The sequence below is a fragment of the Streptomyces sp. BYX5S genome, from assembly GCF_054724165.1.
This window is the reverse complement of the sequence record NZ_CM138829.1, coordinates 4533457-4556731: the sequence shown is the minus strand read 5'-3', so window position 1 is coordinate 4556731 and position 23275 is coordinate 4533457. Positions and strand designations below refer to the sequence as shown.

The window sequence follows — 23275 nt, the reverse complement described above, 5'->3', positions numbered from 1 at the left end:
TCATCGGTCGGATCCGTGGAAGCCCTTTGCGCTCCCATCACCCGTAATCCGGGGTGGACGGCGGGACGGATTGGTCGATTCCTCAAACGAGTGAATGTCGGTACTCGGATGACGGCAGCGACCAATCCGTCGCGCGCGCGAGCACGTATTCCGGGACATGGATGACGACGTGACACACCACGGGCCCCAGGGCATCAAGCGGCTCTCCCTCGGCGCGCTGAGCGGTCTGCTCGCCGGATACGCGGCGATCGCGACCGCGGAACTGGTCTCCGCCGCGGTGCGCCCCGAGGCGGGCCCCGTCGTCGCGGTCGGCGGAGCGGCCGTCGACCGGACCCCGGCCTCCGTGAAGGACTGGGCGATCCGCCAGTTCGGCACCAACGACAAACTGGTGCTGCAACTCGGCATCCTCGCCGTTCTGACGGTTCTCGCGCTGGCCCTGGGCATGCTCGCGACCCGGCTGCGGCTCGCCGGTTCGCTCGGTGTGCTGGCCTTCGGTGTCATCGGCGCCGTCGCGGCGACCGGGCGCCCCGACTCGACGAGCGCGGCCGACGCGCTGCCGTCCGTGGTGGGCGCGGTGACCGGGGCCGCCCTGCTGTACTGGCTGGCCGGACGGCTCGGACGCCCTGGCGCGCCCACGCGGGCGGCGGACACGCAGGACACGGCGGACGAGCCCGGCTGGGACCGGCGCGGGTTCGTCCTCGCCGCCACCGCGGCGGCGGCCGCCTCGACGGGCGTGGGTCTCGCGGGCCGGGCGCTGAACGGCTCGCAGGGACAGAACGCCGTCGCCTCCCGTCGGAAGGTGACACTCCCCGCGCCCGCCTCGAAGGCCGCCCCCACCCCGCGCGGCGCCGCCCTGCGCATCCCCGGCATCACCCCGTACGTGACACCCAACGCCGACTTCTACCGCGTCGACACCGCGCTCGTCGTCCCCAAGGTCGACGCCACGACCTGGCGACTGCGCATCCACGGCACGGGAGTGCGACGCGAACTCACCCTGTCCTACGACGACTTGCTGGCCATGCCGCTCATCGAACGGACCATCACCCTGACCTGCGTGTCCAACGAGGTCGGCGGCCCCTACGCGGGCAACGCCCGCTGGATCGGCGTCCGCCTCGCCGACCTGCTGCGACGCTGCGGAGTGAAGCCGCCGTCCCAGGGCGGCCCCGCCGACCAGCTGGTGGCGCGGTCCGTCGACGGCATGACCATCGGCAGCCCCGTCGAGGACGTCATGGACGGCCGCGACGCGATGCTCGCCATCGGCATGAACGGCGAACCGCTGCCCTTCGACCACGGCTTCCCGGTCCGCATGCTGGTGCCCGGCCTGTACGGCTACGTGTCCGCCTGCAAATGGATCCGCGACATCGAACTGACGACGTTCGACGCCTACGACCCGTACTGGGTGCGGCGGGACTGGGCCCGCCGCGCGCCCATCAAGACGCAGTCCCGCATCGACACCCCGAAGCCCTTCGCCCGCCCCGCGGCCGGCACCGTCATGGTCGCCGGGGTCGCCTGGGCCCAGCACCGGGGCATCGAAAAGGTCGAGGTCCGCGTCGACGACGGCCCGTGGCGAGAGGCCCGCCTCGCCGCGGAGGACACCCGGGACACCTGGCGCCAGTGGTCCTACGAGTGGCGGGCCACCAAGGGCAGCCACACCCTGACCGTCCGCGCCACGGACCGTACCGGCGACACCCAGACCGAGAAGCGCACCCCGACCATCCCCGACGGCGCGTCCGGGTGGCACTCCGTGGTCGTCACCGTGGACTGAGACCGGGCACGCCGGGCAGGGCGAGGGCCGGGCACGAGCACAAACACACGTGTGAAAGACTTTCACCCTGCCGGTGCGAGCACGGCCTCGTCGAAGGCCGTCGACGCCACCGTCCCTCTTTTCCCGTTCTCCGGACGCCGCGACCGCTCACCCGGTCCCACCGTGTCCGGACGCACGTATGAGCGGACGGGGCAGGACGCCCGCCTCGGCGCCTGCCCAGCCCACCTCGCGCGACGGAACGACGAAAAACCTTGCCCAAGACACAACTGGATGCGCCGGCAGCGGCCGTGGCATCGGCGGACAGCGGCGACGACAAGCCCAGCCGCTACGCGAAGAAGGCCGTGTTCGCCTCGTCCCTCGGCTACGCGATGGACGGCTTCGACCTGCTGATCCTGAGCTTCGCCCTGTCGGCCATCTCGGTCGACCTCGGCCTGGACAAGACGCAGAGCGGTTCGCTCGCCACCGTCACGCTCATCGGCGCGGTGGTCGGCGGACTCGGTTTCGGGATGCTCGCCGACCGCATCGGGCGCGTGAAGGTCCTCACCTACTCGGTGATCTTCTTCGCCGTCTTCACCGGCCTCTCGGCGCTCGCCACGTCCTACGGCGAGCTGTCCGCGTTCCGGTTCCTCGCCGGAGTGGGCATCGGCGGCGAGTTCGGCATCGGCATGACGCTGGCCGCGGAGGCGTGGCCCAGCACGAAGCGGGCGCGCGCCACGTCCCTGGTCGCGCTCGGCTTCCAGGCGGGCGTCCTGGCGGCGGCCCTGATCTCGGCGCCGGTGCTGTCGATGTGGGGTTGGCAGGGGCTGTTCGTCATCGGCGCCGTGCCCGCCGTCGTCGCCATCGCGCTGCGCTCGCGGCTGCACGAGCCCGAACAGTTCACCCGCACCCGCGGCGAGGGCACCGGCCCGTCCACGCTCGCCTCCCTGAGACTGCTGGTCAAGGACGGCCCCACGGCCCGCGCCAGCGTCGGCGTCCTGGTCCTGACCTCGGTCCAGAACTTCGGCTACTACGGCATCATGACGTGGTTGCCGACCTACCTGAGCGAACGGTTCGGCTACAGCCTCACGAAGTCCTCGGGCTGGACCGCCGTCACCGTCGTCGGCATGGCGCTCGGCATCGTGCTGTTCGGTGAGCTCGCCGACCGCCTCGGCCGCCGCAAGGCGTTCTGGTTCTTCCAGGTGGGCGCCGCCCTGTCGGTCCTCGCGTACAGCCAGCTCGTCTCGCCGTGGGCGCTGCTCGTCGGCGGCGCCGTGATGGGCCTCTTCGCCAACGGCATGACCGGCGGCTACGGCGCGCTGATGGCCGAGCTGTACCCGACGCGGGTGCGTGCCACCGCGCAGAACACCCTGTTCAACATCGGCCGCGCGGTCGGCGGCTTCGCGCCCGTCGTCGTGGCCCTGTGCGCCGACCGCTGGGGCTTCGCCGTCGCCATCGGCCTGCTGTCCGCGATCTACGTCGCCGACATCCTCGCCATGTTCGTCATCCCGGAACGCAAGGGCGAGCGGCTGGACTGAACCCGGTCCCACCGGGTGCTCGCCTTCGGCGCGGCACGGTCGCATGCTGGGAACAGCGCCCGCGCCGAAGGGGAGGCCGCCGTGACCGCACACGATCAGGACCAGCGAACCCGTCGGATCTGGGCCCGCGACGCGCCCCACTACGACGCCTGGATGCGCTGCTTCGACCGCTCCATGCTGCGCGACGGCCGGGCCTGGCTGGGCGGCCGGGCACGCGGCCGGGTCCTGGAGGTCGCCGTCGGCACCGGCCTGAACCTGCCGCACTATCCCAAGGGCACCGACCTCACCGGCGTCGACCTCTCCCCGGACATGCTGGCCCGCGCCCGCGAACGCGTCGCCGACCTCGGCATCGACGTCACCCTCAGCGAGGCGTCCGCCACCCGCCTGCCGTTCCCCGACGCCTCCTTCGACACGGTCGTCTGCGGACTCGCCCTGTGCTGCATCCCGGACGACCGCGCCGCCGTCGCCGAGATGCGCCGCGTCCTCGTACCGGGCGGCACGCTGCTCCTGATCGACCACGTCGCCAGCCACCGGTTCGCCGTACGGACCGTGCAGCGCGTCATCCAGCCGCTGATGACGAGGCTCGCCGACGACCACCAGCTGCGGCGCCCGCTGCACCTCGTGCGCGAGGCCGGCTTCACCGTCGTCGAGCGCGAGCGCTACAGCCTCGGCGTGATCGAACGGCTCGCGGCTCTCAAGCCGGAGGCGGGGGAGTGACGGCCTCGACGACGGCGGCGAGATCCGCTCCCGCGCGCAGCAGCGCCACGGAGCGCGCGGCGATCTGTTCGAGGCGCTGATCCAGCAGGCGCCGGGCCCGCTCGGGACCGCCGTCCCCGCGCAGGGAGTGCAGCGAGTCGACGATGTCGCGCACCGCCGGGATGCCGTGGCCGCCGCCGCGCAGCGCCGTCACGATCCGGGCCGCCCCGATCGCGGCCGGCCCGTAGCGGCGCGCCCGCCGCGAGGTCACGCGTTCCGGCGTGATGAGGCCCTCCCGCTCCCAGAACCGCAGGGTCGAGGTGCGCACGCCGAGCGCGGCGGCCAGTTCGGTGACGGTCATGGTGTCGGCGCCGTCCACGCCGTCGTGACGCTGCTCGGACTCGATCGCCCACAACGCCTCCTGCGCGCGCAGCGCCTCGTCCCGCTCGCGCGCGAGACCCACGTGCACGGCGTTCACCGCGGCGGCCGCCTCCGCGACCGTCCCCGTCCACAGGCCCGCCATCAGCTCCCGGGCGGCCACGGCCCCGACGGCTCCGGCGAGCCCCCGATAGGCGCGCAGGGCCCGCACGTGCACGGGGGAGTAGGCCCGGTAGCCGTTGCTCGCCCGCGCGGCGGCGGGCACCACCCCGAGCCGCTCCAGGTCGCGCACCTGCTGCACGGAGTACCCCGACTCCCGCGCCACGTCGACAGTCCGCAGCACGGCAGCCGCGCCCGCCTGTTCCATCTCAACCCCACACAAGCACTTCAAGGTGATGCTTGAACCATGACCAGCACCTTGAGTATGGAACAGATCCTCACGACCGTGCGCGGCTGGGACGGCGCCCTCGTGCTCGCCCCGCAGCCGGGAGGCGACTTCCCGGAGATCGCGTGGGGTGACGCGTTCTTCTACTACGCCCCGGACGGGGCGGTCCCGGGCGCCTCGCAGCCGTACGCGACGGTCGTCACCAAGAACCAGCCCGGCGACACGCTCTCCGGCCTGGACGCCCCCGACCGCCTGCGGGTGAACGTCCAGGTGGCCCGGGACACCTTCCAGGACCTCACCGGAGAGGGCCCGCACGACCCCGCGCGCACCGACACGGTGCTGCCCCATCCCGTGTACGGCGCCCAGCACTGGATCTGCGTCGTCAACCCTGGCGAACGCACCCGCGACACGGTCCTGCGTCTCCTGCGCGACGCCCACGACGCGGCACGCGCGCGCCACGAGCGCCGCCGGGAGGTGTGACCGGCGAGCCGTCCGCCGGCCGGCTACAGGCCGTACGTCTTGCCGATGATGTCCCGTTGGATCTCGCTGGTGCCGCCGTACACCGTCGACACCACCGTCGCCCGCAGCAGCGCCTCCATGCCGTACTCGGTGGCGTAGCCGTAGCCGCCCAGCATCTGCATGCCCTCCAGGGTGACGTGCTTGGCCAGCTCCGTGCACTTGAGCTTCGCCATCGACGCCTCCCGCGCGAGGACCTTGCCGGGCTCGGCGTCGATCGCCGCGGCCACGTCGTCGAGGAGGAGCTGGGCGCACTCCAGCTCCGTCGCCATGTCCGCGATGCGGTGCTTGAGCGCCTGGAAGGAGCCGATGGGACGGCCGAACTGCTCGCGCTGGCGGACGTAGGCCAAGGTGTCGTCGAAGGCCCGGCGCGCCACGCCCATCATCATCGCGGCGAGGATCATCCGCTCCAGGTTGAGGCCCGCCATCAGCTGCCGCCAGGCGTGCCCCGGCGTGCCCACCACCGCGGAGTCCGGCACGAAACAGTCCGTGAAGTAGAGGTCGTTGACCTCCTTGCCGCCCATCGTGTCGATGCCGCGGATGGTCAGCCCCTCGGCGTTCGTCGGCACCATGAACTGGGTGAGGCCCTCGTGCTTCGACGAGCCCTGTTCCGTACGGGCGATCAGCAGGATGTGGTCGGCGAAATGGGCGTTGGAGCACCACGTCTTCTGCCCGTTGACCAGGTAACCGCCCGTGGTGCGCTCCGCCTTGCAGGCCAGCGCGCCGACGTCCGAACCGGCCCCCGGCTCGGACATCGAGACCGACTCGACCCGGCCGTTGACCACGCCTTCGAGCACGGTCCGCTTCTGCTCCTCGGAGCCGAACTTCTCGTACGCGGCGGCCGTGATGATCGTCGTGCCGAAGCCGCTGATGGGGGCCCGGCCGTAGGACGTCTCCTGGAGGAAGAGGGAGAGATCCACCATGCCGCGGCCCGCGCCGCCGTACTCCTCGGGGACGGCGATGCCGAGCCAGCCGAGCTTCGCCATCTTCTCGTACAGCTGCTGGTTGTGGTGTTCCAGACCGTTGGACGTCAGCTTGTCGCGCTGCTCCTTCGTGCCGCACTCGCGGTTGCAGAAGTCGGCGATGGCCTTGACCAGGTCACGGCGTTCGTCGGAGAGGACTCGGGGCATGGTGTGTCTCCTCGCGTGTCTGAAGAGGAAGAAGGGAGAGGTGTCTTTAGTCGGTGCGCACCGCGGGGAACACCGTCTGCAACAGGTGGACCACGGTGCGCGTGAGGATCACCTGGAGGTCCTCGCGCGTGAGCGTGCCGCGCTCCAGCCACTCGCGGGACGCGGACTTGAGCATGGCGCTGTGGGCGCGGATCATCGCGCGGAGTTTCTCGCGGCCCGCGTCCTCGGTGACGTCCGTCATCATGGCCGCTTCGAGGATCCGGTCGGTGGCGATCTCGTCGCCCTCCAGCATGATCCGGTCGACCTCCGGGTCGCCGAGCGAGTCCATGCTGATGGCGGCGAGCCACATGTCCCGGTTCCGCTCGACCACTTCGAGCCAGCGGTCGACGCACACCGCGAGGCGTTCCTCGGCCGTGGTCCGCGGCAGCCGTTCGGACACCGAGGCGGGGATGACCATCATCTGCCGTACGACTTCCAGGTACAGCTGCCGCTTGTCGCCGAAGTAATGGTTGACCAGGGCGCGCGCCACGCCCGCCTCCGCCGCGATGTCCGAGACGGACACCGAGGCGTAGGCGGTGGTACCGAACCGTCGGCGGGCGACGGCGAGGATCTCGGCGCGGCGCGCGTCCGGTTCCATGCGGCGGCGCCGGGTGGCCTGGTGCTGGGCTCCCATGAACGCCTTACTCCTCCTCGGCCTTGACGGCCCGGTCGGTGTCGGCGGGCCTGCCGGCGCCGACCGGCTCCGCGTACAGCGACTCGATGGTCTCCGCGTGCAGATCGTCGATGGCGCGGCGGCGCAGGCTCAGCTTCGGCGTCAGCTCGCCCGTCTCCGCCGTCCACGGACCCGCGACGACCCGGTACCGCTTGACCTGCTCGACGCGCGACAGCACCGCGTTGGTCTCCTCGACCGCGCCGTCCATCGCCGCCAACACCTCGGGGTGGACGGCGAGTTTGTCGAGGTCGGTCGTGGTGATGCCGTGGGCGCGCGCCCAGTGCGGCGCCGCCTCCTCGTCGAGGACCAGCAGCGCCGTGATGTAGCGGCGCCCGTCGCCGATCGCGACGGCCTGGCCGATCAGCGGGTGGGCGCGCAGCAGGGACTCGATCCTCGTCGGGGCGATGTTCTTGCCGCCGGTGGTGATGATGAGTTCCTTCTTGCGGTCCGTGACCTTGACGATGCCGCGCGAGTCGACCGTGCCCACGTCACCGGTGGGCAGCCAGCCCTCGGCGTCCGTGCCGGAGGCCACACTGCCGTCCGCCTGGAGGTACCCGGCGAAGACGACCGGGCCCCGGACGAACAGCTCACCGTCCGCCGCCTCCTTGACCTCGATGCCGGGCCCCGGGCGGCCGACCGAACCGAGTGCGAACACATCGGGCGTGCTGACCGTGGCCGCGCCCGTGGACTCGCTCAGGCCCCACACCTCGTACACCGGCAGGCCGACGCTCGCCAGGAACTCCAGTACGGCGGTGGGGATCGGGGCGGCGCCGCTGAACGCCCGCAGGCAGTCGTCGAAGCCGATCGCGGCGCGCAGCGGACGCAGCGCCGCCTCGTCCAACGTGGCGAACTGCGCCGCGAGTTCGGCCGGTACCTCTTTGTCGTCCGAGCGCAGCCGGAACACTTCGAGGGCCGTCTTCTGGGCCTGCGCCAACGCCGTCGCCTGCTGTTCGGGGAGCGCCGCGAGCTGGGCGCGCAGCCCCGTCGCCAGCTTCTCCCACACCCGGGGCACCCCGAAGAAGCCGTGCGGGCGCACCTGTTGGAGCGCGGGCAGGAGCTTGTCGGGGGAGGGGCAGATGGTGACGTGGCCCGCGCTGCAGATCGGCATGTAGATGCCGAGGACCCGCTCCGCGATGTGCGCCATCGGCAGGTACGCGACCGAGCGCGGGTGCGTCGGCAGCGGCACCAACTGCTCCTGCATCACGGACTCGTGGATGACGTTGCGGTGCGAGAGCACCACGCCCTTCGGGTCGCCGGTGGTGCCCGAGGTGTAGACGAGGGCCAGCGGCTGGTCCGTCGTCACGGCGTCGGTGAGCGCCTCGAAGGCGGCCTCGTCCGGCGGCAGCGCGCCCCGCACGGCCGGATAGCTGACGAAGCGCGGGTCGTCGGCCGGCGCGGCCGACCAGTCGAGCACGACGACGGCACGCAGGTGCGGCAGGTCGTCGAGGACGGGTGCCCAGCGCCGCACCTGCTCCTCGCCCTCAAGGACGATCACGGTGGCGGCGCTGTGCCGCGCGATCACGCCGATCTGCTCGGTGCTGAGCGTGTCGTACGTGCTGCACGGCAGCGCCCCGATGTGGGCCGCCGCCAGGTCGGTGACCCAGTGCTCGGCCCGTTTCGACATCGCGATGAGGAGCCGGTCGCCCCGCTCGAGGCCGAGCTGGGCGAGGCCGCGGGTGAGTGCGGCGACCTCGGCGCGCAGTTGGTTCCAGGTCAGGGTGCCCGCGTCCGGCCCGATTCCGGTGGTGAGCGCGGGGCGGTCCCCGTGCTCCTGGGCGTTGCGGCGCAAGAGTGTGGTGATCGTCAGCCCGTCAACTGACTGGTGCAACGGCTCTGTTGGCGTCACGGCGGCTCCCGAGAACGTACGACGTTGAACGTGCGGGGTGTGCGGTCTGTGCGTGAGCGATGCCTACCGTGGACCGTTGTTGGCGCTGTGTCAATAAGTCGCGTCGCAGGTGATGGGAAGCGGGTGCGGACAGGCGTCACGCCGGCGGGCCCAGCATCGGCACCAGGAACTGCCGGGCCACCTGGCGCATGCGCTCGTCGTCGTCCAGGTCGATGACATGGCTCGGCACCACGAGGAACGACGTGCACACCCGCACCATCATTTCGGCCACCACGTCCACGTCGACCTCCTCGGCCACATGTCCCGCCCGCTGCTCCTGGCGCAGCCGCGCGGCGACGAACTGCTGCACCACGTACTGCGTGCGGCCCCCGTCGGCGGTCAGCGACGGCACCACCGTGTCCGGCTCGACCTCCATCAGGCCGCCGATGAGCCGGTTGTGGCGGATGGCGCGCAGCGAGCCGACGAAGCCCACCACGACCCGCTCGGCGACCGTGTCCGCGCCCCGGATCTCGGCCGTGAACTGATCGAAGTAGCGCCGGAATTCACGCCGGACGACCTGCTCGACCAGCGCCTCCTTGGTGGCGAACCGGCGGTAGACGGTGATCCGGGAGACCCCGGCGATCCGCGCCACGTCCGCCATCGTCGAGCGCTTGATGCCCATGCGGCAGAACTGCTCGTAGGCGGCGTCCAGCAGACGGACCGTCACCTCGTCGTCGGGGGTGGTGCCGGAGTCGGTTCCGGTGGCGGAGTCGCTGAAGGCCAGCTCGAGCACGTTGGGTTCCACAGGTGCCTCCCTGATTCCGTGAAGCCTCTGGCGTTCACGCCGCGTCTGTGCTCCCCTGTGGTACAGGGATGCTCAACGTGTTTCATCGTACCAAGGCAACCGCCGGGCGGGCAGGGCCTGTTGGCGGTCGTACGCGTTCACGGAACTCAAGGAGGAGTTCGGAGCAATGGATGGCTTGAGCAGGCGGAACATGTTGCTCGCCGGAGGAGCCCTCGGTGCGCTGGGCGCGCTGGGCGCGGCCTCCCCGGCGAACGCCCGGTCCCTGTGGACCTGGTCGCCGGGCGACTCGGTCGCCGGGACCGGCGCGGGGGTGGACCCCGAGTGGGTCTGGGACGACGAGGTGGACCGGCTCGTCGCCTCGGTCATCGACCGCGGTGACGTGCCGAAGGTGAACGAACAGCTGCGCCTGTGGAAGCGCAACGACCAGGCGCCGCCCGCCGGACTCCCCAAGGATGTACGGGAGTTCATGGACAAGGCGCGGCAACTGCCCTCGTGGGCCGACCGGGGCATGCTGGAGACCGCGGCCGAGTTCAACAAGACGCGCGGCTTCTACCTCGATGTGCTCAACGGGGTCGGCGGCGGCATGCTCAGCACCGCCATCCCCAGGGAGGCGCGCTCGGTGTACTACTCCAAAGGCGGCGCCGACATGGAGGACCGCGTCGCCAAGACCAGCATGCTGGGCTTCGCCGTCGGCGACCTCAACGCCTACCGCGCCGACGGCGACTGCATCGTGCAGGCCGTCAAGACACGGATGGTGCACGCGGCGGTGCGGCATCTGCTGCCGCGGTCCCCGGCGTGGAACCAGGTCAACGGCGGCCAGAAGATCCCCATCAGCCAGGCCGACATCCTCGTCACCTGGCACAGCCTCGCCACGTACGCGATGGGCAAGCTGCTGGAGTGGAAGGTGCCGGTCAGCCCGGCCGAATCGGCGGCCTATCTGCACGTGTGGCAGGTGACCGTGCACATGCTCGGCGTCCAGGACCAGTACATCCCCAAGACGTGGGACGCCGCCAACGCCCAGTCCAAGCAGGTCCTCGACCCGATCCTCGCCTCCACGAAGGAGGGGATCGAGCTGACCGACATCCTGCTCGGCCAGCTCGCGGAGCAGACCAGCCCCGGCGGCCTGGACCGGCCGCTGTGCAACGCGCTCGCGCGCTACCTCGTGGGCGACCGGGTGGCGGACATGGACCGGATCCCGGAGGAGCCGTTCTGGGAGAAGACCATCGCGGCGGTGTGGCCGAAGCTCGTCGCCTTCCGGGAAGGGCTGCTGCCACTGCCGCTGGTGCCGCCGCTCGCCTGGACGGTCGACGAGGCGGCACGCCAGTACATCCTCGCCTTCCTCACCAAGGGGAAGGGCACAGCCATCGAGATTCCCGACACCAACCGGCCCAGCGGCAGTTGAGGAGGCGAGCACCACGATGCACGGACACGACGGAAAGAACGGGCTCAGCAGGCGGAACATGCTGCTGGCGGGCGGCGCGTTAGGCGCCTTCGGGGCGATCGGCCTGGCGTCACCGGCGAGCGCCCGGTCCCTGTGGACCTGGTCGCCGACCACCTCGATCGCCGGTTCCGGCGCCGGCGTCGACCCCGAGTGGGTCTGGGACGAGCAGGCCGACCCCGTGATCGCGGGCGTCCTCCAGTGCGGCGAGGTCGCCAAGGTCAACGAGCTGCTCGCGCAGTGGAAGCGCAACGACCAGCCGCTGCCCGACGGACTGCCGGAGGATCTGCGGGAGTTCATGGAGGAGGCCCGCAGACTGCCGTCCTGGGCGGACAAGGCGCAGCTCGACCGGGGCTCCAAGTTCAGCAGGACCAAGGGCATCTACGTGGGCGCGCTGTACGGACTCGGCAGCGGCATGCTGAGCACCGCCATCCCCCGTGAGTCCCGCGCCGTGTACTACTCCAAGGGCGGCGCGGACATGAAGGACCGCATCGCCAAGACCGCCAAACTCGGCTACGACATCGGCGATCTGGACGCGTACAAGCCCGAGGGCTCCATGATCGTCACCGCGGTCAAGACGCGGATGGTGCACGCGGCGGTGCGGCATCTGCTGCCGCAGTCCCCGGCGTGGAATCAGGTCAGCGGCGGCCAGAAGATCCCGATCAGCCAGGCCGACATCCTCGTGACGTGGCACAGCCTCGCCACGTTTGTCATGCGCAAGCTGAAAGAGTGGGGGGTGCGGGTCAGCGACGCCGACGCCTCGGCGTATCTGCATGTGTGGCAGGTGAGCGCGGCCATGCTGGGCGTCCAGGACGAGTACATCCCCGCCACGTGGGACGCCGCGAACGCGCAGTCGAAGCAGGTCCTCGACCCGATCCTCGCGCACACCGACGAGGGCGAGGCCCTGGCCGACGTCCTCCTCGGCATCGTCGCCGAACTCGACCTCGGCCTGACCCGCCCCCTGATCAGCGCGTTCACCCGGTACACCCTCGGCGACCGGGTCGGCGACATGATCGGCCTGTCCAAGGAACCCGTCCTCAAGCCGCTGATCGCGGGCGCCTGGCCATTGCTTGTCGCCTTCCGTGAAGGGATCATTCCGATCCCCGGAGTGCCGGCGGTCATGTGGACGCTGGAGGAGGCGATCAGACAGTTCGTGCTCCTCTTCCTGTCCGAGGCACGGCCCATCGCCATCAACCTGCCGGACATGAACCGGCCGGAGTGAGAGGAAGCATGCGCAGACGACAGTTCCTCGGCTACGTACTGGCCGCACCGACGCTGGTGACCGCGGCCGAACTCGCACCCGCGCGGGCCGCCTCGGCCCAGGAGGCAGCCGGCGCCCCCGTCCCGTCCCTGGACATCACGGAGGTCGTCGACCTCAACGACGCCCTGACCCTGGCGGCGGCGCCCACCTCCGCGCTCATCACCGTCCAGGTCCATCAGGACGGCACGGTGTCGTTCGCACTGCCGCGCGCGGAGGTCGGCCAGGGCATCACCACATCGACGGCCATGCTGATCGCCGAGGAGCTGGACGTCCCGCTCGACCGGGTGCGCGTCACGCTCGCCGACGCCCGCCCGGAGCTCCTGTTCAACCAGCTCACCGGCGCCTCCAACACGACGATCGCCACCTACACCCCGGTGCGGGTGGCGGCCGCCATCGCGCGCGGCCGGCTCCTGGACGCGGCAGCGCTCGAACTGGGCGCCCTCGTCACCGAGCTGAAGGTCAAGGCGGGTGTCGTCCTGGGGCCCGCCGGTCAGGCCATCGGCTTCGGTGAACTCGCGGAGAAGGCCGCGGCGGCGACGACGGAGCGGGCGACGGCTCGGCTCAAGTCCGCCGAGCAGTTCACCGTCATCGGCACCGCGCAGAGCCGCCTCGACGCCCGCGCCGCCGTCACCGGCCGCAAGAAGTTCGCCATGGACCTCGACGTCCCGGGCGCCCTGCCCACGATGGTGTGCCGCCCGCCCACCATCAACGGCAAGGTCGGCTCGGTGGCCAACCTCGACACGGTGCGCACCATGCCGGGCGTCACCGACGTCGAAACCGTCTCCACCGGCGTCGCCGTACGGGCCCGTACCTTCGGCCAGTGCATCGACGCGGTCCGCGCCCTGGAGGTGACATGGCGGGGCGGCACGGCGGAGGGCAAGTCCGACGACAGTGTCCTCAAGGAACTGAAGCGCGCCGAAATCCCCCTCGGACTGCCGCCGTTGACCCCCACCGTCGAAGCCGCCTTCACCTTCCACTTCCGGGGCAACAGCGCCCTGGAGCCCAACTGCGCCATCGCCGACGTACGGCCGGGCCGCGCGGAGATCTGGTCGGGCCTCAAGTCCCCCATCGTCGCCAAGCAGACCATCGCGGCCAGGCTCGGCCTCCCGGTCGGCGCCGTCACCGTGCATGTCACGGAGAGCGGTGGCTCCTTCGGCCGCAAGCTGTTCTTCGACGCGGCCCTCGAAGCCGCGGAGGTCTCCCAGAAGATGGGCAAGCCCGTCCGCCTCATGTGGCACCGCGCCGACGACGCCCGCCAGGGCCGCGCCCACCCCATGGCGACCTCCCGGGTCCGCGTCGCCCACGCGGGCGACAAGGTGCTCAGCTACAAGCAGCGCCACACCAGCATCGCCACCGACCTCAGCATGGGCTTCGGCGAGGCACTCACGGCCGTGGCCGCGAAGCTCCCGGTCGCCGACCTCGCCTTCTCCGAGACCTTCTTCCAGCTGTCCCAGTCCATGCCCTACGACGTCGGCGTCCAGAGCCGGCTCCTCAACGAGACCGACAAGGGCTTCAACACCGGCAGCATGCGCAACGTCTACTCGCCCGACGTGACCTGCGCCCGCGAGCTCGTCATCGACCGCCTCGCCGAGAAGCTGGGCAAGGACCCCCTCGCGCTCCGCCGCGACCTCCTGCGCGACGAGCGGGCCCGCGCGGTCCTCGACAAGGTCGCGGAGGCCGGCCGGTGGGGCAGGGAGCTGCCGGACGGCGTCGCGCAGGGCATCGCCGTGCACACCGAGTACCACGCCGCCAACGCCGTCCTCGTCGAGATCGACTGCCGCCCGGAAACGGTGAACCGGCCGGTCCGCGACGGTGTCACGGGCCCCCGGGTCACCAAGGCGGTGTGCGCGGTCGACGTGGGCCTCGCCGTCAATCCGCGCGGTCTGGAGGCCCAGATGATGGGCTGCCTCATGGACGGCATCGCGCAGACCCTCACCTCCAGCCTGCACCTCAAGGACGGCCACTTCCTGGAGGCGAGCTGGGACAACTACTTCTACACACGCCAGTGGAACACCCCGCCCGAACTCGACATCATCATCATGCCGAACACGAGCGAGAAGCCCGGTGGCGCGGGCGAGTTGGGGGTCGCCGCGTCGATGGCCGCCGTCGCCTGCGCCTACGGACGGGCCACCGGCACCATGCCGACCACCTTCCCGATCAACCACGCCACCCTCTCCTTCACCCCCAAGCCCACCGTCCCGCCCGTCCCGCAGTCGCCGACCGACGGCCGCAGCCACGCCATCTGACCCACGCCATCCGACCCACCGCACAACCAGGGAGACGAGAACCCCGTGCCCGAGCACACTTTCCGCGTCAACGGCGAGCAGGTGACGGTCCAGGTCGAGGACGACGTACGCCTGCTGTGGGTGCTGCGCGACATCCTGGGCGTCACAGGACCGAAGTACGGCTGCGGCATCAACGTCTGCAAGGCCTGCACCAGCCACCTCAACGGCAAGGCCGTCAACCCGTGCGCCATCCCCGTCAAGGAGCTGAAGCCCGACGACGAGGTGACGACCATCGAGGGCCTCGCCGACACCGTCGACGCGGACCTCCACCCCATGCAGCAGGCCTGGCTCGACCAGGACGTCGCCCAGTGCGGCTACTGCCAGCCCGGCCAGATCATGGCCGCGGTCGCGGTGGTCCGCCGCGCCAAGGAGGAGGGCCGCGCCCTCACCGACGCCGACCTCGACGGCATCCGGAACGTGTGCCGGTGCGGCACGTACTTCCGGATCCGCGAGGCCATCCGGGACGGAGCGGCGAAGATGTGACGCCGCCGCGCCGCCGCGCCGCCGAACCGGACCCGCACCCGGAGCGGGACACGCTCGCTGGGCGTTCGGTGGGGGCCCTCGCGGTGGCGCGGACGGTACGTTCGGTGCGGGCCGTCGCGACAGGCGCCACCGACAGCCGCCGTTTTCCACGTCCCCCTGGAGGTCACCCCATGGCCGGAGCATCCGTGCGGATCACCGCCCTCGTCGTCGACGCCGAGGACCCCGAGCGGCTGGCCGCGTTCTGGTCGGAGCTGCTGGACCGGCCCATCGACAGCCGTACGGGCCCGTACATCTGGCTGCGCCGCACCGACGGCCTCGTGTTCGGATTCCAGCGCAACCCGCGCCCCACGCCCGGCAAGGACCGGATGCACATCGACGTGACCTCGCCCGACCTGGCGGCCGAGCAGCGGCGCGTCGAGGCGCTCGGCGGACGGCGGCTGGAGGAGTACGACAAGGGCGGGTTCCTGGTGATGGCGGACCCGGAGGGCAACGAGTTCTGCATCCTGCCCGAGGGCTCCGTCGGTCTCGACGACGAGGGGCGCGCCCACTATCTCGACTGAACCCGCCCCGGGGGAGCCGGTCAATTGATGCGCCGCGCCGCACCCGCCCACGCCTTGTCCCGCAGCACGTACTTCTGGATCTTCCCGGTGGACGTCTTCGGCAGCTCGCCGAACGTCACCGTCTTCGGCGCCTTGAAGCGCGCGAGACGGCCCCGCACGTGCTCGATGATCTCCGCACCGGTCGCCGCCGCGCCCTCCCGCAGGGTGATGTACGCGGCCGGGACCTCGCCCCAGCGCTCGTCGGGCACCGCGATCACCGCCGCCTCCAGGACCGCCGGGTGATCCATGATGGCCTGCTCGACCTCGACCGACGCGATGTTCTCGCCGCCGGAGACGATGACGTCCTTGGAACGGTCCCGCAGCTCGACGTAGCCGTCGGGGTGCACGACGCCGATGTCGCCGGTGCGGAACCAGCCGTCGGGGGCGGCCGCCGCCGTGGCCTGCGGGTCGTCGAGATAGCCGAGCATGACGTTGTTGCCGCGCAGAGCGATCTGGCCGGTGGTCGTGCCGTCCGGCGGGACGTCGGTGCCGTCGTCGGCGATCACGCGGGCGGTGCAGGAGATCATGTTGCCGACGCCCTGGCGGGCCTTCAGGCGGGCCTGCGCGTCGCCGTCCAGCGAGTCCCACTCGGGGCGCCAGTCGCACAGCATCGCCGGACCGTACGTCTCCGTCAGCCCGTACAGGTGCGTGACGTCGAAGCCCAGCTCGCCCATGCGGCGCAGGATCGCCGGGGAGGGCGGGGCGCCTCCGGTGGCCATACGGAGGGTGCGCCCCTCGGGCAGCGGGGCCGCTTCGCGCGCGTACGCGATCATCGACAGGACCGTCGGCGCGCCGTTCAAGTGCGTCACGCCCTCCTCGCGGATCAGCCGCCACACCTCGGCCGGGTCGAGTTTCGGCAGGCACACGTGGGTGGCCGCCGCCGCGGTCACCGCCCAGGGGAAGCACCAGCCGTTGCAGTGGAACATCGGCAGCGTCCACAGGTGCACGGCCGACGGCGTCAGACCGGTGTGCGCGGCCATCGCCACCGCTTGCAGATAGGCGCCGCGGTGGTGGTACATCACCCCCTTGGGGCGGCCCGTCGTGCCGGACGTGTAGTTGACCGCCAGGAGGGACCGCTCGTCGGTGGGCGTGCGGTGCAGCGGCCGTGCACCCGACAGCAGCGACTCGTACTCCGCGCCCGCCCGGATCCTGCACGGCGGCGCGGCGAGACGGGCCAGCGCGTCGTCGACCAGGACGTCGAACGCCGGGTCGTGGATCAGCACGGCGGCCTTCGAGTGCTCCAGGATGTACGCCACTTCGGCCGCCGCGAGCCGCGTGTTCACCGCCACGAGCGGCACGCCCGCCCACGGCACCCCGAAGTGCGCCTCCAGCAGGACGTGCGTATTGGGCGCGAGCACCGCCACCGGCCGCCCGTCGGCCAGCGGCGCCAGGACGCCCGCGAGGCGCACGCAGCGCTCCCGCAACTCGGCGTACGTCCACCGCCGTTCACCGTCGACGACCCCGATCCGGTCGCCGTGGGCGGCGGCCGCGCGGTCCAGGTACGCGGTGGGGGTCAGCGGCTCGTACGACAGTCCGTCGAGGGCGGCGACGGTTTCCGGCATGGCGTCCTCCTGGGGGAGAAGCGGGGTCCCGAAGCCGCTCTACCCCACCCGGCTCCGGCCGAGTCGTGCGACGGCGGATGCCGTGCGTTCCCGTCCGCCGCGGGACCGTCGGTCAGCCCGCCTTGCCCGCCACCTCGCCTTCCAGCGCCGCGAGCAGCCAGTCGTGGGCCGCGCCCGGCGTCGGCTCCGGCGGCGTGTCGCCCGCCGCGGTCAGCTCCGCCACCAGGTCCCAGTAGTGGTCGAGCCGCGGATCCGCCGCCAGTCGACCGGCGAGGCCGCGGCGGAAGTCCGGGGTGTCGCGGTGGCCGGCCACGTTCGCGTAGGTCGTGACGAAACAGTCGAGGGCCTCGCCCGGAGCAGGGGCGGCGCCCACCCGCATGCGGCGTGCCGCCAGGTCGTAGGACTCGGCCAACCCCGCGTACAGCACGGCGGATTCACGCCCGCCCGCCGCCCGGTGTGCGGCCGGCTGCGTGGGCTCTCCCGTGGGCGGGCAGGGCCGGGACACGAGCGCGCACAGCCGGGCGAAGGCCAAAACCTGCGCCGGGGTCGGTTCCCGCGGAGGGTCCGGAACAGCCGCGTCCAGGAACGCCGTTCGGGACGCCGCCGGCATCCGCGGCGGCAGCCAGGCCCGCCAGAACCTGGCCAGCGGCGCCGTGCTCGGCGGCGCGTCCAGCGATCCCACCAGCCGCAGCCGGTCCGCCCGCTCGCCCGGCGGGCACTCCTGGACCAGGCGCAGCGCCGCCTCCTGCCAGCGCAGCGCGCTCATCCGGGAGCCCAGCGTCCGCAGCCGGCCCGCGACCGCGTCCTCCAACGCCCCCGCCGCGCCCGCCCGTTCGTCCACGACGCGGCGCACCTCGGGGACCGGCAGGCCGAGGCCGCGCAGCGAGCGGATCAACCGGAGCCGGTCCAGGGCGTCGGAGCCGTACCGGCGGTGTCCGCCCGTGCTGCGCGAGCGCTCCGGCAGCAGGCCGTTGTCGGAGTAGAAGCGGACGGTCTTGACCGTGGTGCCCGCGCGCTCGGCGAGCTCACCGATGCTCCACGGCCCGTCGGACGCTTCGGTCGGGTCGGTCGGGTCGGTCGACAGTGACACTTGAACCTCCCTCAGGGGGAGTTCCTAACGTACCCGCCAGGACGGACAACCCCCTGAGGAGGATGCGGAGATGACGGAGTTCGTACTGGTGCCCGGCCTGTTCACGGGCGCGGACGCATGGCGGGAGACGACCCGGGAACTGACGGCCGGGGGCGCGCGGGTGCACGTGGCGGACCTCGGCGCCGCCACCGACCTGGAGGCGCACATCGCGCGCGTGGTCGAGATCGTCGACACGATCGGGCCGGGCGACGAGGTCGTCCTCGTGGGGCACGACTACGGTGCCTGCGCGGCGGTGGGCGCGGCAGACCGGCGGGCGGACCGGATCGCCCGCATCGTGTACCTCGACACCGGGCCGGTGCAGGACGGCGCCGTGGGCCTCGCGACGGTCCTCGACCAGCAACTGCGCGAGCGGATCGCCGAAACCGGGGACGCCGAGGGGACGCTCGCCGTACCGCAGCCACAGGAGTGGCGGCGGTACGGCAGCACGGCGGGCCTGTCCGACGCCGCGCTGGACCGGCTCACCGCGCACGCCGCGCCGCAGCCGCTCGGCACGCTGCTGCGACCGCTGCGCCTGACCGGTGCGGCGGCGCGGCTTCCGTCCACCGGGGTGCTGTGCGCGGAGAGCGGCGCGACCATCGACACCGTACGGATGCTGCTGAGCTTCGGCGACCCGGTGATCCAGGCACTCGTCCGCCCGGACGTGACCTTCTTCGAACTGCCCACCGGGCACTGGCCGATGCTGTCGAGCCCGGAGCGGCTCGCCGACGTGCTGCTGCGCGCGGCGGCCGGCGAAGGCACCCGCCTGGAACCGGGAACGCAGAAGGAGACGGCCGACTCCGGATACCTCCGGCCGTTCCTCCTGGACGTACCGGAGATCCCCCGCGAACGGCACGGCGCCATCGACCTGTACGTCCCCGAGGGCGCGGATCCGGCGCGGCCCCGGCCCGCGGTCGTGTTCGTGCACGGCGGCCCCGTGCCCGCGCAGGCGCGACCGACGCCGCGGGACTGGCCCGCCCTGATCGGCTACGCCCGCCTCGCCGCGTCCTGCGGCGCCGTCGGCGTCACCTTCGACCACCGGCTGCACGCGGTCACGGCGTACCCGGAGGCGGCCGAGGACGTGGTGGCCGCGGTGGCGAAGGTGCGGGCCGATCCACGGGTCGACGAGGACCGGATCGCGCTGTGGTTCCTGTCCGGCGCCGGACCGCTCACGGCGCCCTGGCTGAGCGAGGCACCGCCGTGGCTGCGGTGCCTGGCGGCGAACTACCCGATCATGGCGCCGCTGCCCGGCTGGGGCGTGAACGATCCCCGGTTCCGGCCCGCCGACGTGGTGGCCAAGGGCGGGACGCCGCCGTTCGTCCTGGTCCGGGTGGGGCGCGAGGCCCCCGCGGTCGCGGCGACGGTGGCCGAGTTCGTCGAGGCCGCCGAAGCCGGCGGCGCCCCGGTCGAGGTCATCGACGTCCCCGGCGCGCCCCACGCCTTCGAGGGCCTCGACCACACCGACGTGGCGAAGGACGCGGTGCGCGAGGCGATGGGGCGGGTGCTGGGGCGGCTCGGGCTGGGCTGACGGACCGGGCTGACGGACCGGGCTGACGGACCGGGCTGACGGGCCGGGCGCTCTCAGGGGCCGTACAGCTCGCAGAGCAGCGCGATGGCCGCGTGCGTACTGGGGTGCGGGTCCCGCTCGTCCCAGACGACCCGCACCGGCACGGGATCGGCGCCCGACACCGGGCGGTAGACGACACCCTCGCGCCGGTACTGGGCGAGGGTGGCCTGCGGGGTGACGCCGACGCAGCGGCCGGAAGCGATGGCGGCGAGCCAGTCGTCGACGTCGGCCGTGTACTCGATGGAGCCGTGCGGGTCGCCGGGCCACAGGTCGGCGGTGGTGGTGCCGGTGCGCCGGTCCACCGCCACCGTGCGCTCACGGATGTCCGCGAGGGGGATGCGGCGCCGCCGCGCCCAGGGGTCGTCGGCGGCCATGACGACGTAGCGGGGTTCGTGGCCGACGACCGCGGAGCCGTAGCGGCGGCGCAGATCCGTGCGGTGGCGTACGACGGCCAGGTCGCAGACCGCCTCGGCGAGTCCACCGGTCGGGCTGTTGTGTCGGACCAGCAGCAGTTCGACGTCGGGGTGGCTCTGGTGCCAGCGGCGCTGGAACTCGGTGGTGTGCCGCCCGAACGCGCCCCAGGCGTGCCCGATCCGCAACCGCGCGTGCCCCGTCGTCGCCTCCCGCACCAGGTTCTCGGCCTCGGCGAGCAATTGCCGCGCGCGGTGCACGACGCGGACACCCGTCGTGGTGGGGGTCACGGCGCGGCTGGTGCGGTGCAGGAGCCGGACGCCGAGCACCGTCTCCAGCCCGTGCAGGGTGCGGGACACCGAGGCTTGGGAGACGCCCAGTTGGATCGCGGCGTCGGTGAAGGTGCCCGTGTCGACGATCGCGACCAGACACCGCAGATGCCGCAGTTCCAGACCGGCGAGCCCGCTTCCCTCATCCATACGCTCAGCGTATGCGAGAAGCGTGGCATGCATTTTGCGTATGCGGCGCGCGGGTCGAACCTCCCACCATGGCGAGCACAACCCCTTCCCCGCATCAGCCCCTCACGGCCACGGCTCCCCGACGTACGCCCTCGCGCGCGAGCGGTGTCGCGTTGATGCTCGGCAGCGGCCTGTCGAACCAGGTCGGCGCGTCACTGGGCGCCCTGGCCTTCCCCGTACTCGGCCCCGTGGGCGTCGTGTCCGTACGCCAATGGGTCGCGGCCGCCGCCCTGCTGACGGTGGGCCGGCCGCGGGTACGGGCCTTCACCGCGGCGCAGTGGCGGCTTGTCCTGGCCCTGGCCGTGGTGTTCGGCACGATGAACCTCACGCTGTACCTGGCCATCGACCGGATCGGCCTGGGCCTCGCGGTGACCCTCGAATTCCTCGGGCCGCTCACCGTCGCCCTCGCCGTAACGCGCCGCCGCCTCGACCTGCTGTGCGCGCTCGCCGCGGCGGCGGCCGTCGTCGTGCTCACCCGGCCCCGGCCGAGCACGGACTACCTGGGCATCGCGCTCGCCGTGGTCGCCGCGGTGTGCTGGGGCTGCTACATCCTGCTCAACCGGGCGATCGGCCACCGGCTGCCAGGACTTGAGGGCTCGGCGGCGGCCGCCGCAGCCTCCGGCCTCCTCTACCTGCCGGTCGGCCTCACGGTCCTGTGGCTGAACCCGCCGACCCCCGCCGCGCTGCTGGGCGCGCTGGCGGCGGGGGTGCTCTCCTCGGCGGTGCCGCTGCTGTCCGACCTCCTGGCGCTGCGCCGGGTCCCGGCCCGTTTCTTCGGCGTCTTCATGAGCGTCAACCCGGTGTTCGCCGCACTCGTCGGCCTCCTCGTCCTCGACCAGCACCTCGACCACCTGGCCTGGACCGCCGTCGCGGTCATCGTCGCGGCCAACGCCGTCGCGGTGGGCACCGCCGGTTCTCGTACGAAGGTGCCTCAGCGCTCGACCGACTGCTGAACGCGCGGGCCGGCCGTCTCGCGTACGCCCAGGACGACCGTGACGAGCGTGATGAGGCCGGCGAGCATCAAGTAGAAGGAGGGCGCCAGGTCGTAGCCCGTGGAGCTGACCAGCCAGGTGGCGATGTAGGGCGCCGTGCCGCCGAACAGGCTGACGGAGATGTTGTACGGGATGGCGATGGCGCCGGTGCGGATCCGGGCCGGGAACAGTTCGGCCATGCTGGCGTTGGCCGCGCCGTCGTACGCGGCGATCGGCAGGCCGAGGACCACCATCGCGACGACCGCGAGCGCCGCGTTCTCGTACGACATCAGCAGCAGGCAGGGCCAGGCGAGCAGGATCAGGCCGAGGGCACCGGCGATGAGCAGCGGCTTGCGGCCGACGCGGTCGGAGAGCAGTCCGGCGCAGGGGATGAGGACGGCGACGGCACCCATGCAGATCGTCGAGGCGGCGAAGGACTGGGCCTGGCTGAAGTGCATGGTGTCCGTGAGGTAGCTGACCATGAAGGTCTGCAGGGTCCAGTGGGCGACGCCCTTCAGGACGATGACCCCGGCGAGGATCAGCATCGGCCGACGGCTGGTGCGGAACGTCTCCTTGATGGGCGAGTCCGCGACCTCACCGCTCTCCTCCAGACGCCGGAACTCCGGGGTGTCGTCCAGCTTGAGCCGCAGGTACAGGCCCGCGACGCCCAGCGGCAGCGCCAGCAGGAACGGGATGCGCCAGGCGTAGGACGACATCTGGTCGTCTCCGAACACGAGGGAGAGGACGAGCGCCATCCCGGCTCCGCACACGAAGGCGACGAAGCCGAGGGCGGCGCCGTAACTCGTGTAGTAGCCGCGGCGATTGCGCGGCGCGTACTCGAACAGCAGGCTCACCGCGCTGGACGTCTCGCCGCCGGCGGCGAATCCCTGCACCAGGCGGGCCAGCACCAGCAGCAGGGGAGCGGCGACGCCGATGCTCGCGTACGTGGGCAGGACTCCGATGGCGAACGTCGACAGGGACGTGACGAGCACGGTGACGGCGAGGACCCGGTTGCGTCCGACACGGTCCGCCAGGGGGCCGAAGTAGAGCGCGCCGATCGGCCTGATGGCGAAGCCCACGGCGAAGATGGCGAACGTCGACAGGAGCGCCGACGTCCGGTCGCCGTGCGCGAAGAAGTTGCCCGCGATGACGGACGACAGCGTGCCGTAGATGCCGATGTCGAACCACTCGACGAAGTTACCGATGCTTCCGGCGACGAGGACCCGCTTCGAGGGCGTCGGGTCGGCGGGCGGCGCACCGGCGGGCTCGGTGCCGGGGCCACAGGGCGCGGCGGTCTGCTCGGGCATGGGGACCTCGCATACGGATGA

General features: G+C 72.0%; 20 protein-coding genes. 11 read left to right on the top strand and 9 right to left on the bottom strand.

Features of this window, described 5'->3' with window-relative positions; all coding sequences use genetic code 11:
• Positions 1-157: 157 nt before the first annotated feature.
• The 3 genes from ACYBSK_RS20820 (at position 158) to ACYBSK_RS20810 (ending at position 3996) form a co-directional block, all read left to right on the top strand.
• Positions 158-1765, top strand: a complete 1608-nt coding sequence (locus ACYBSK_RS20820; RefSeq protein ID WP_460242825.1) for a sulfite oxidase — start codon at positions 158-160, stop codon at positions 1763-1765.
• A gap of 287 nt (positions 1766-2052) precedes the next feature.
• On the top strand, positions 2053-3279 hold the full coding sequence (locus ACYBSK_RS20815) for an MFS transporter (RefSeq protein ID WP_460242824.1): 1227 nt from the start codon (positions 2053-2055) through the stop codon (positions 3277-3279).
• Positions 3280-3360: 81 nt separating this feature from the next.
• Positions 3361-3996 carry a class I SAM-dependent methyltransferase gene (locus ACYBSK_RS20810; protein WP_460242823.1) on the top strand — a complete coding sequence of 212 codons (636 nt, stop codon included), beginning with the start codon at positions 3361-3363 and terminating at the stop codon, positions 3994-3996.
• On the opposite strand, the gene ACYBSK_RS20805 is transcribed toward ACYBSK_RS20810, so the two are convergent.
• Entirely contained in the window at positions 3974-4720 is a 747-nt protein-coding gene (locus tag ACYBSK_RS20805; protein ID WP_460242822.1) for a MerR family transcriptional regulator, read from the bottom strand. The genes ACYBSK_RS20810 and ACYBSK_RS20805 overlap by 23 nt on opposite strands.
• Before the next feature lie 57 nt (positions 4721-4777).
• Between ACYBSK_RS20805 and ACYBSK_RS20800 the strand changes: the two genes are divergently transcribed.
• Positions 4778-5218, top strand: coding sequence for a DUF6194 family protein (locus ACYBSK_RS20800; RefSeq protein ID WP_460247066.1), 441 nt, complete (start codon positions 4778-4780; stop codon positions 5216-5218).
• 23 nt (positions 5219-5241) lie between these two features.
• Here the strand turns inward: ACYBSK_RS20800 and ACYBSK_RS20795 are convergent, their stop codons facing one another.
• The 4 genes from ACYBSK_RS20795 to ACYBSK_RS20780 all read right to left on the bottom strand — a co-directional run bounded on the left by ACYBSK_RS20795 (position 5242) and on the right by ACYBSK_RS20780 (position 9726).
• Complete coding sequence (locus ACYBSK_RS20795) at positions 5242-6384, bottom strand: acyl-CoA dehydrogenase family protein (protein WP_460242821.1); 1143 nt, start codon at positions 6382-6384, stop codon at positions 5242-5244.
• Between the two features lie 46 nt (positions 6385-6430).
• Complete coding sequence (locus tag ACYBSK_RS20790; RefSeq protein WP_460242820.1) at positions 6431-7057, bottom strand: TetR/AcrR family transcriptional regulator; 627 nt, start codon at positions 7055-7057, stop codon at positions 6431-6433.
• Positions 7058-7064: 7 nt separating this feature from the next.
• Positions 7065-8942, bottom strand: a complete 1878-nt coding sequence (locus ACYBSK_RS20785) for an AMP-dependent synthetase/ligase (RefSeq protein WP_460242819.1) — start codon at positions 8940-8942, stop codon at positions 7065-7067.
• 136 nt (positions 8943-9078) lie between these two features.
• Positions 9079-9726: a TetR/AcrR family transcriptional regulator gene (locus tag ACYBSK_RS20780; protein WP_460242818.1), complete on the bottom strand. Its 648-nt coding sequence runs from the start codon at positions 9724-9726 to the stop codon at positions 9079-9081.
• Between the two features lie 190 nt (positions 9727-9916).
• Between ACYBSK_RS20780 and ACYBSK_RS20775 the strand changes: the two genes are divergently transcribed.
• From ACYBSK_RS20775 to ACYBSK_RS20755, 5 genes are all read left to right on the top strand, one after another.
• On the top strand, positions 9917-11128 hold the full coding sequence (locus ACYBSK_RS20775) for an oxygenase MpaB family protein (protein WP_460242817.1): 1212 nt from the start codon (positions 9917-9919) through the stop codon (positions 11126-11128).
• A 16-nt stretch (positions 11129-11144) separates the two neighbouring features.
• Positions 11145-12386 carry an oxygenase MpaB family protein gene (locus ACYBSK_RS20770; RefSeq protein WP_460242816.1) on the top strand — a complete coding sequence of 414 codons (1242 nt, stop codon included), beginning with the start codon at positions 11145-11147 and terminating at the stop codon, positions 12384-12386.
• 8 nt (positions 12387-12394) lie between these two features.
• Positions 12395-14671 (top strand): molybdopterin cofactor-binding domain-containing protein, encoded by a 2277-nt coding sequence (locus ACYBSK_RS20765; protein ID WP_460242815.1) that lies wholly within the window; start codon positions 12395-12397, stop codon positions 14669-14671.
• A 45-nt stretch (positions 14672-14716) separates the two neighbouring features.
• Entirely contained in the window at positions 14717-15193 is a 477-nt protein-coding gene (locus tag ACYBSK_RS20760; protein WP_457478678.1) for a (2Fe-2S)-binding protein, read from the top strand.
• 170 nt (positions 15194-15363) lie between these two features.
• Positions 15364-15753 (top strand): VOC family protein, encoded by a 390-nt coding sequence (locus ACYBSK_RS20755; RefSeq protein ID WP_460242814.1) that lies wholly within the window; start codon positions 15364-15366, stop codon positions 15751-15753.
• Between the two features lie 20 nt (positions 15754-15773).
• Here ACYBSK_RS20755 and ACYBSK_RS20750 read toward each other — a convergent pair whose 3' ends face one another.
• Together ACYBSK_RS20750 and ACYBSK_RS20745 are read right to left on the bottom strand one after the other, a co-directional pair.
• Positions 15774-17354, bottom strand: a complete 1581-nt coding sequence (locus ACYBSK_RS20750) for an AMP-binding protein (protein ID WP_460242813.1) — start codon at positions 17352-17354, stop codon at positions 15774-15776.
• Positions 17355-17466: 112 nt separating this feature from the next.
• The gene (locus ACYBSK_RS20745; protein WP_460242812.1) at positions 17467-18444 is read right to left on the bottom strand and encodes a helix-turn-helix domain-containing protein; all 978 of its coding nucleotides are present in this window, start codon (positions 18442-18444) and stop codon (positions 17467-17469) included.
• 70 nt (positions 18445-18514) lie between these two features.
• On the opposite strand from ACYBSK_RS20745, the gene ACYBSK_RS20740 reads away from it, so the two are divergent.
• Positions 18515-20008 (top strand): alpha/beta fold hydrolase, encoded by a 1494-nt coding sequence (locus tag ACYBSK_RS20740; RefSeq protein ID WP_460242811.1) that lies wholly within the window; start codon positions 18515-18517, stop codon positions 20006-20008.
• Positions 20009-20061: 53 nt separating this feature from the next.
• On the opposite strand, the gene ACYBSK_RS20735 is transcribed toward ACYBSK_RS20740, so the two are convergent.
• On the bottom strand, positions 20062-20937 hold the full coding sequence (locus ACYBSK_RS20735) for a LysR family transcriptional regulator (protein ID WP_457478673.1): 876 nt from the start codon (positions 20935-20937) through the stop codon (positions 20062-20064).
• Positions 20938-21092: 155 nt separating this feature from the next.
• On the opposite strand from ACYBSK_RS20735, the gene ACYBSK_RS20730 reads away from it, so the two are divergent.
• Positions 21093-21929, top strand: a complete 837-nt coding sequence (locus ACYBSK_RS20730) for an EamA family transporter (protein ID WP_460247065.1) — start codon at positions 21093-21095, stop codon at positions 21927-21929.
• Here ACYBSK_RS20730 and ACYBSK_RS20725 read toward each other — a convergent pair.
• The gene (locus tag ACYBSK_RS20725; RefSeq protein ID WP_457478672.1) at positions 21908-23254 is read right to left on the bottom strand and encodes an MFS transporter; all 1347 of its coding nucleotides are present in this window, start codon (positions 23252-23254) and stop codon (positions 21908-21910) included. The genes ACYBSK_RS20730 and ACYBSK_RS20725 overlap by 22 nt on opposite strands.
• Positions 23255-23275: the final 21 nt, after the last annotated feature.

What these genes read in the sequence shown, in the direction of transcription:
- ACYBSK_RS20740 (WP_460242811.1), top strand. Translation starts at nt 18,515, where the DNA reads ATGACGGAGTTCGTACTGGTGCCCGGCCTGTTCACGGGCGCGGACGCA.
- ACYBSK_RS20750 (WP_460242813.1), bottom strand. Translation starts at nt 17,354, where the DNA reads ATGCCGGAAACCGTCGCCGCCCTCGACGGACTGTCGTACGAGCCGCTG.
- ACYBSK_RS20800 (WP_460247066.1), top strand. Translation starts at nt 4,778, where the DNA reads ATGGAACAGATCCTCACGACCGTGCGCGGCTGGGACGGCGCCCTCGTG.
- ACYBSK_RS20735 (WP_457478673.1), bottom strand. Translation starts at nt 20,937, where the DNA reads ATGGATGAGGGAAGCGGGCTCGCCGGTCTGGAACTGCGGCATCTGCGG.
- ACYBSK_RS20755 (WP_460242814.1), top strand. Translation starts at nt 15,364, where the DNA reads ATGGCCGGAGCATCCGTGCGGATCACCGCCCTCGTCGTCGACGCCGAG.
- ACYBSK_RS20790 (WP_460242820.1), bottom strand. Translation starts at nt 7,057, where the DNA reads ATGGGAGCCCAGCACCAGGCCACCCGGCGCCGCCGCATGGAACCGGAC.
- ACYBSK_RS20730 (WP_460247065.1), top strand. Translation starts at nt 21,093, where the DNA reads ATGCTCGGCAGCGGCCTGTCGAACCAGGTCGGCGCGTCACTGGGCGCC.
- ACYBSK_RS20795 (WP_460242821.1), bottom strand. Translation starts at nt 6,384, where the DNA reads ATGCCCCGAGTCCTCTCCGACGAACGCCGTGACCTGGTCAAGGCCATC.
- ACYBSK_RS20765 (WP_460242815.1), top strand. Translation starts at nt 12,395, where the DNA reads ATGCGCAGACGACAGTTCCTCGGCTACGTACTGGCCGCACCGACGCTG.
- ACYBSK_RS20820 (WP_460242825.1), top strand. Translation starts at nt 158, where the DNA reads ATGGATGACGACGTGACACACCACGGGCCCCAGGGCATCAAGCGGCTC.
- ACYBSK_RS20805 (WP_460242822.1), bottom strand. Translation starts at nt 4,720, where the DNA reads ATGGAACAGGCGGGCGCGGCTGCCGTGCTGCGGACTGTCGACGTGGCG.
- ACYBSK_RS20775 (WP_460242817.1), top strand. Translation starts at nt 9,917, where the DNA reads ATGTTGCTCGCCGGAGGAGCCCTCGGTGCGCTGGGCGCGCTGGGCGCG.
- ACYBSK_RS20770 (WP_460242816.1), top strand. Translation starts at nt 11,145, where the DNA reads ATGCACGGACACGACGGAAAGAACGGGCTCAGCAGGCGGAACATGCTG.
- ACYBSK_RS20725 (WP_457478672.1), bottom strand. Translation starts at nt 23,254, where the DNA reads ATGCCCGAGCAGACCGCCGCGCCCTGTGGCCCCGGCACCGAGCCCGCC.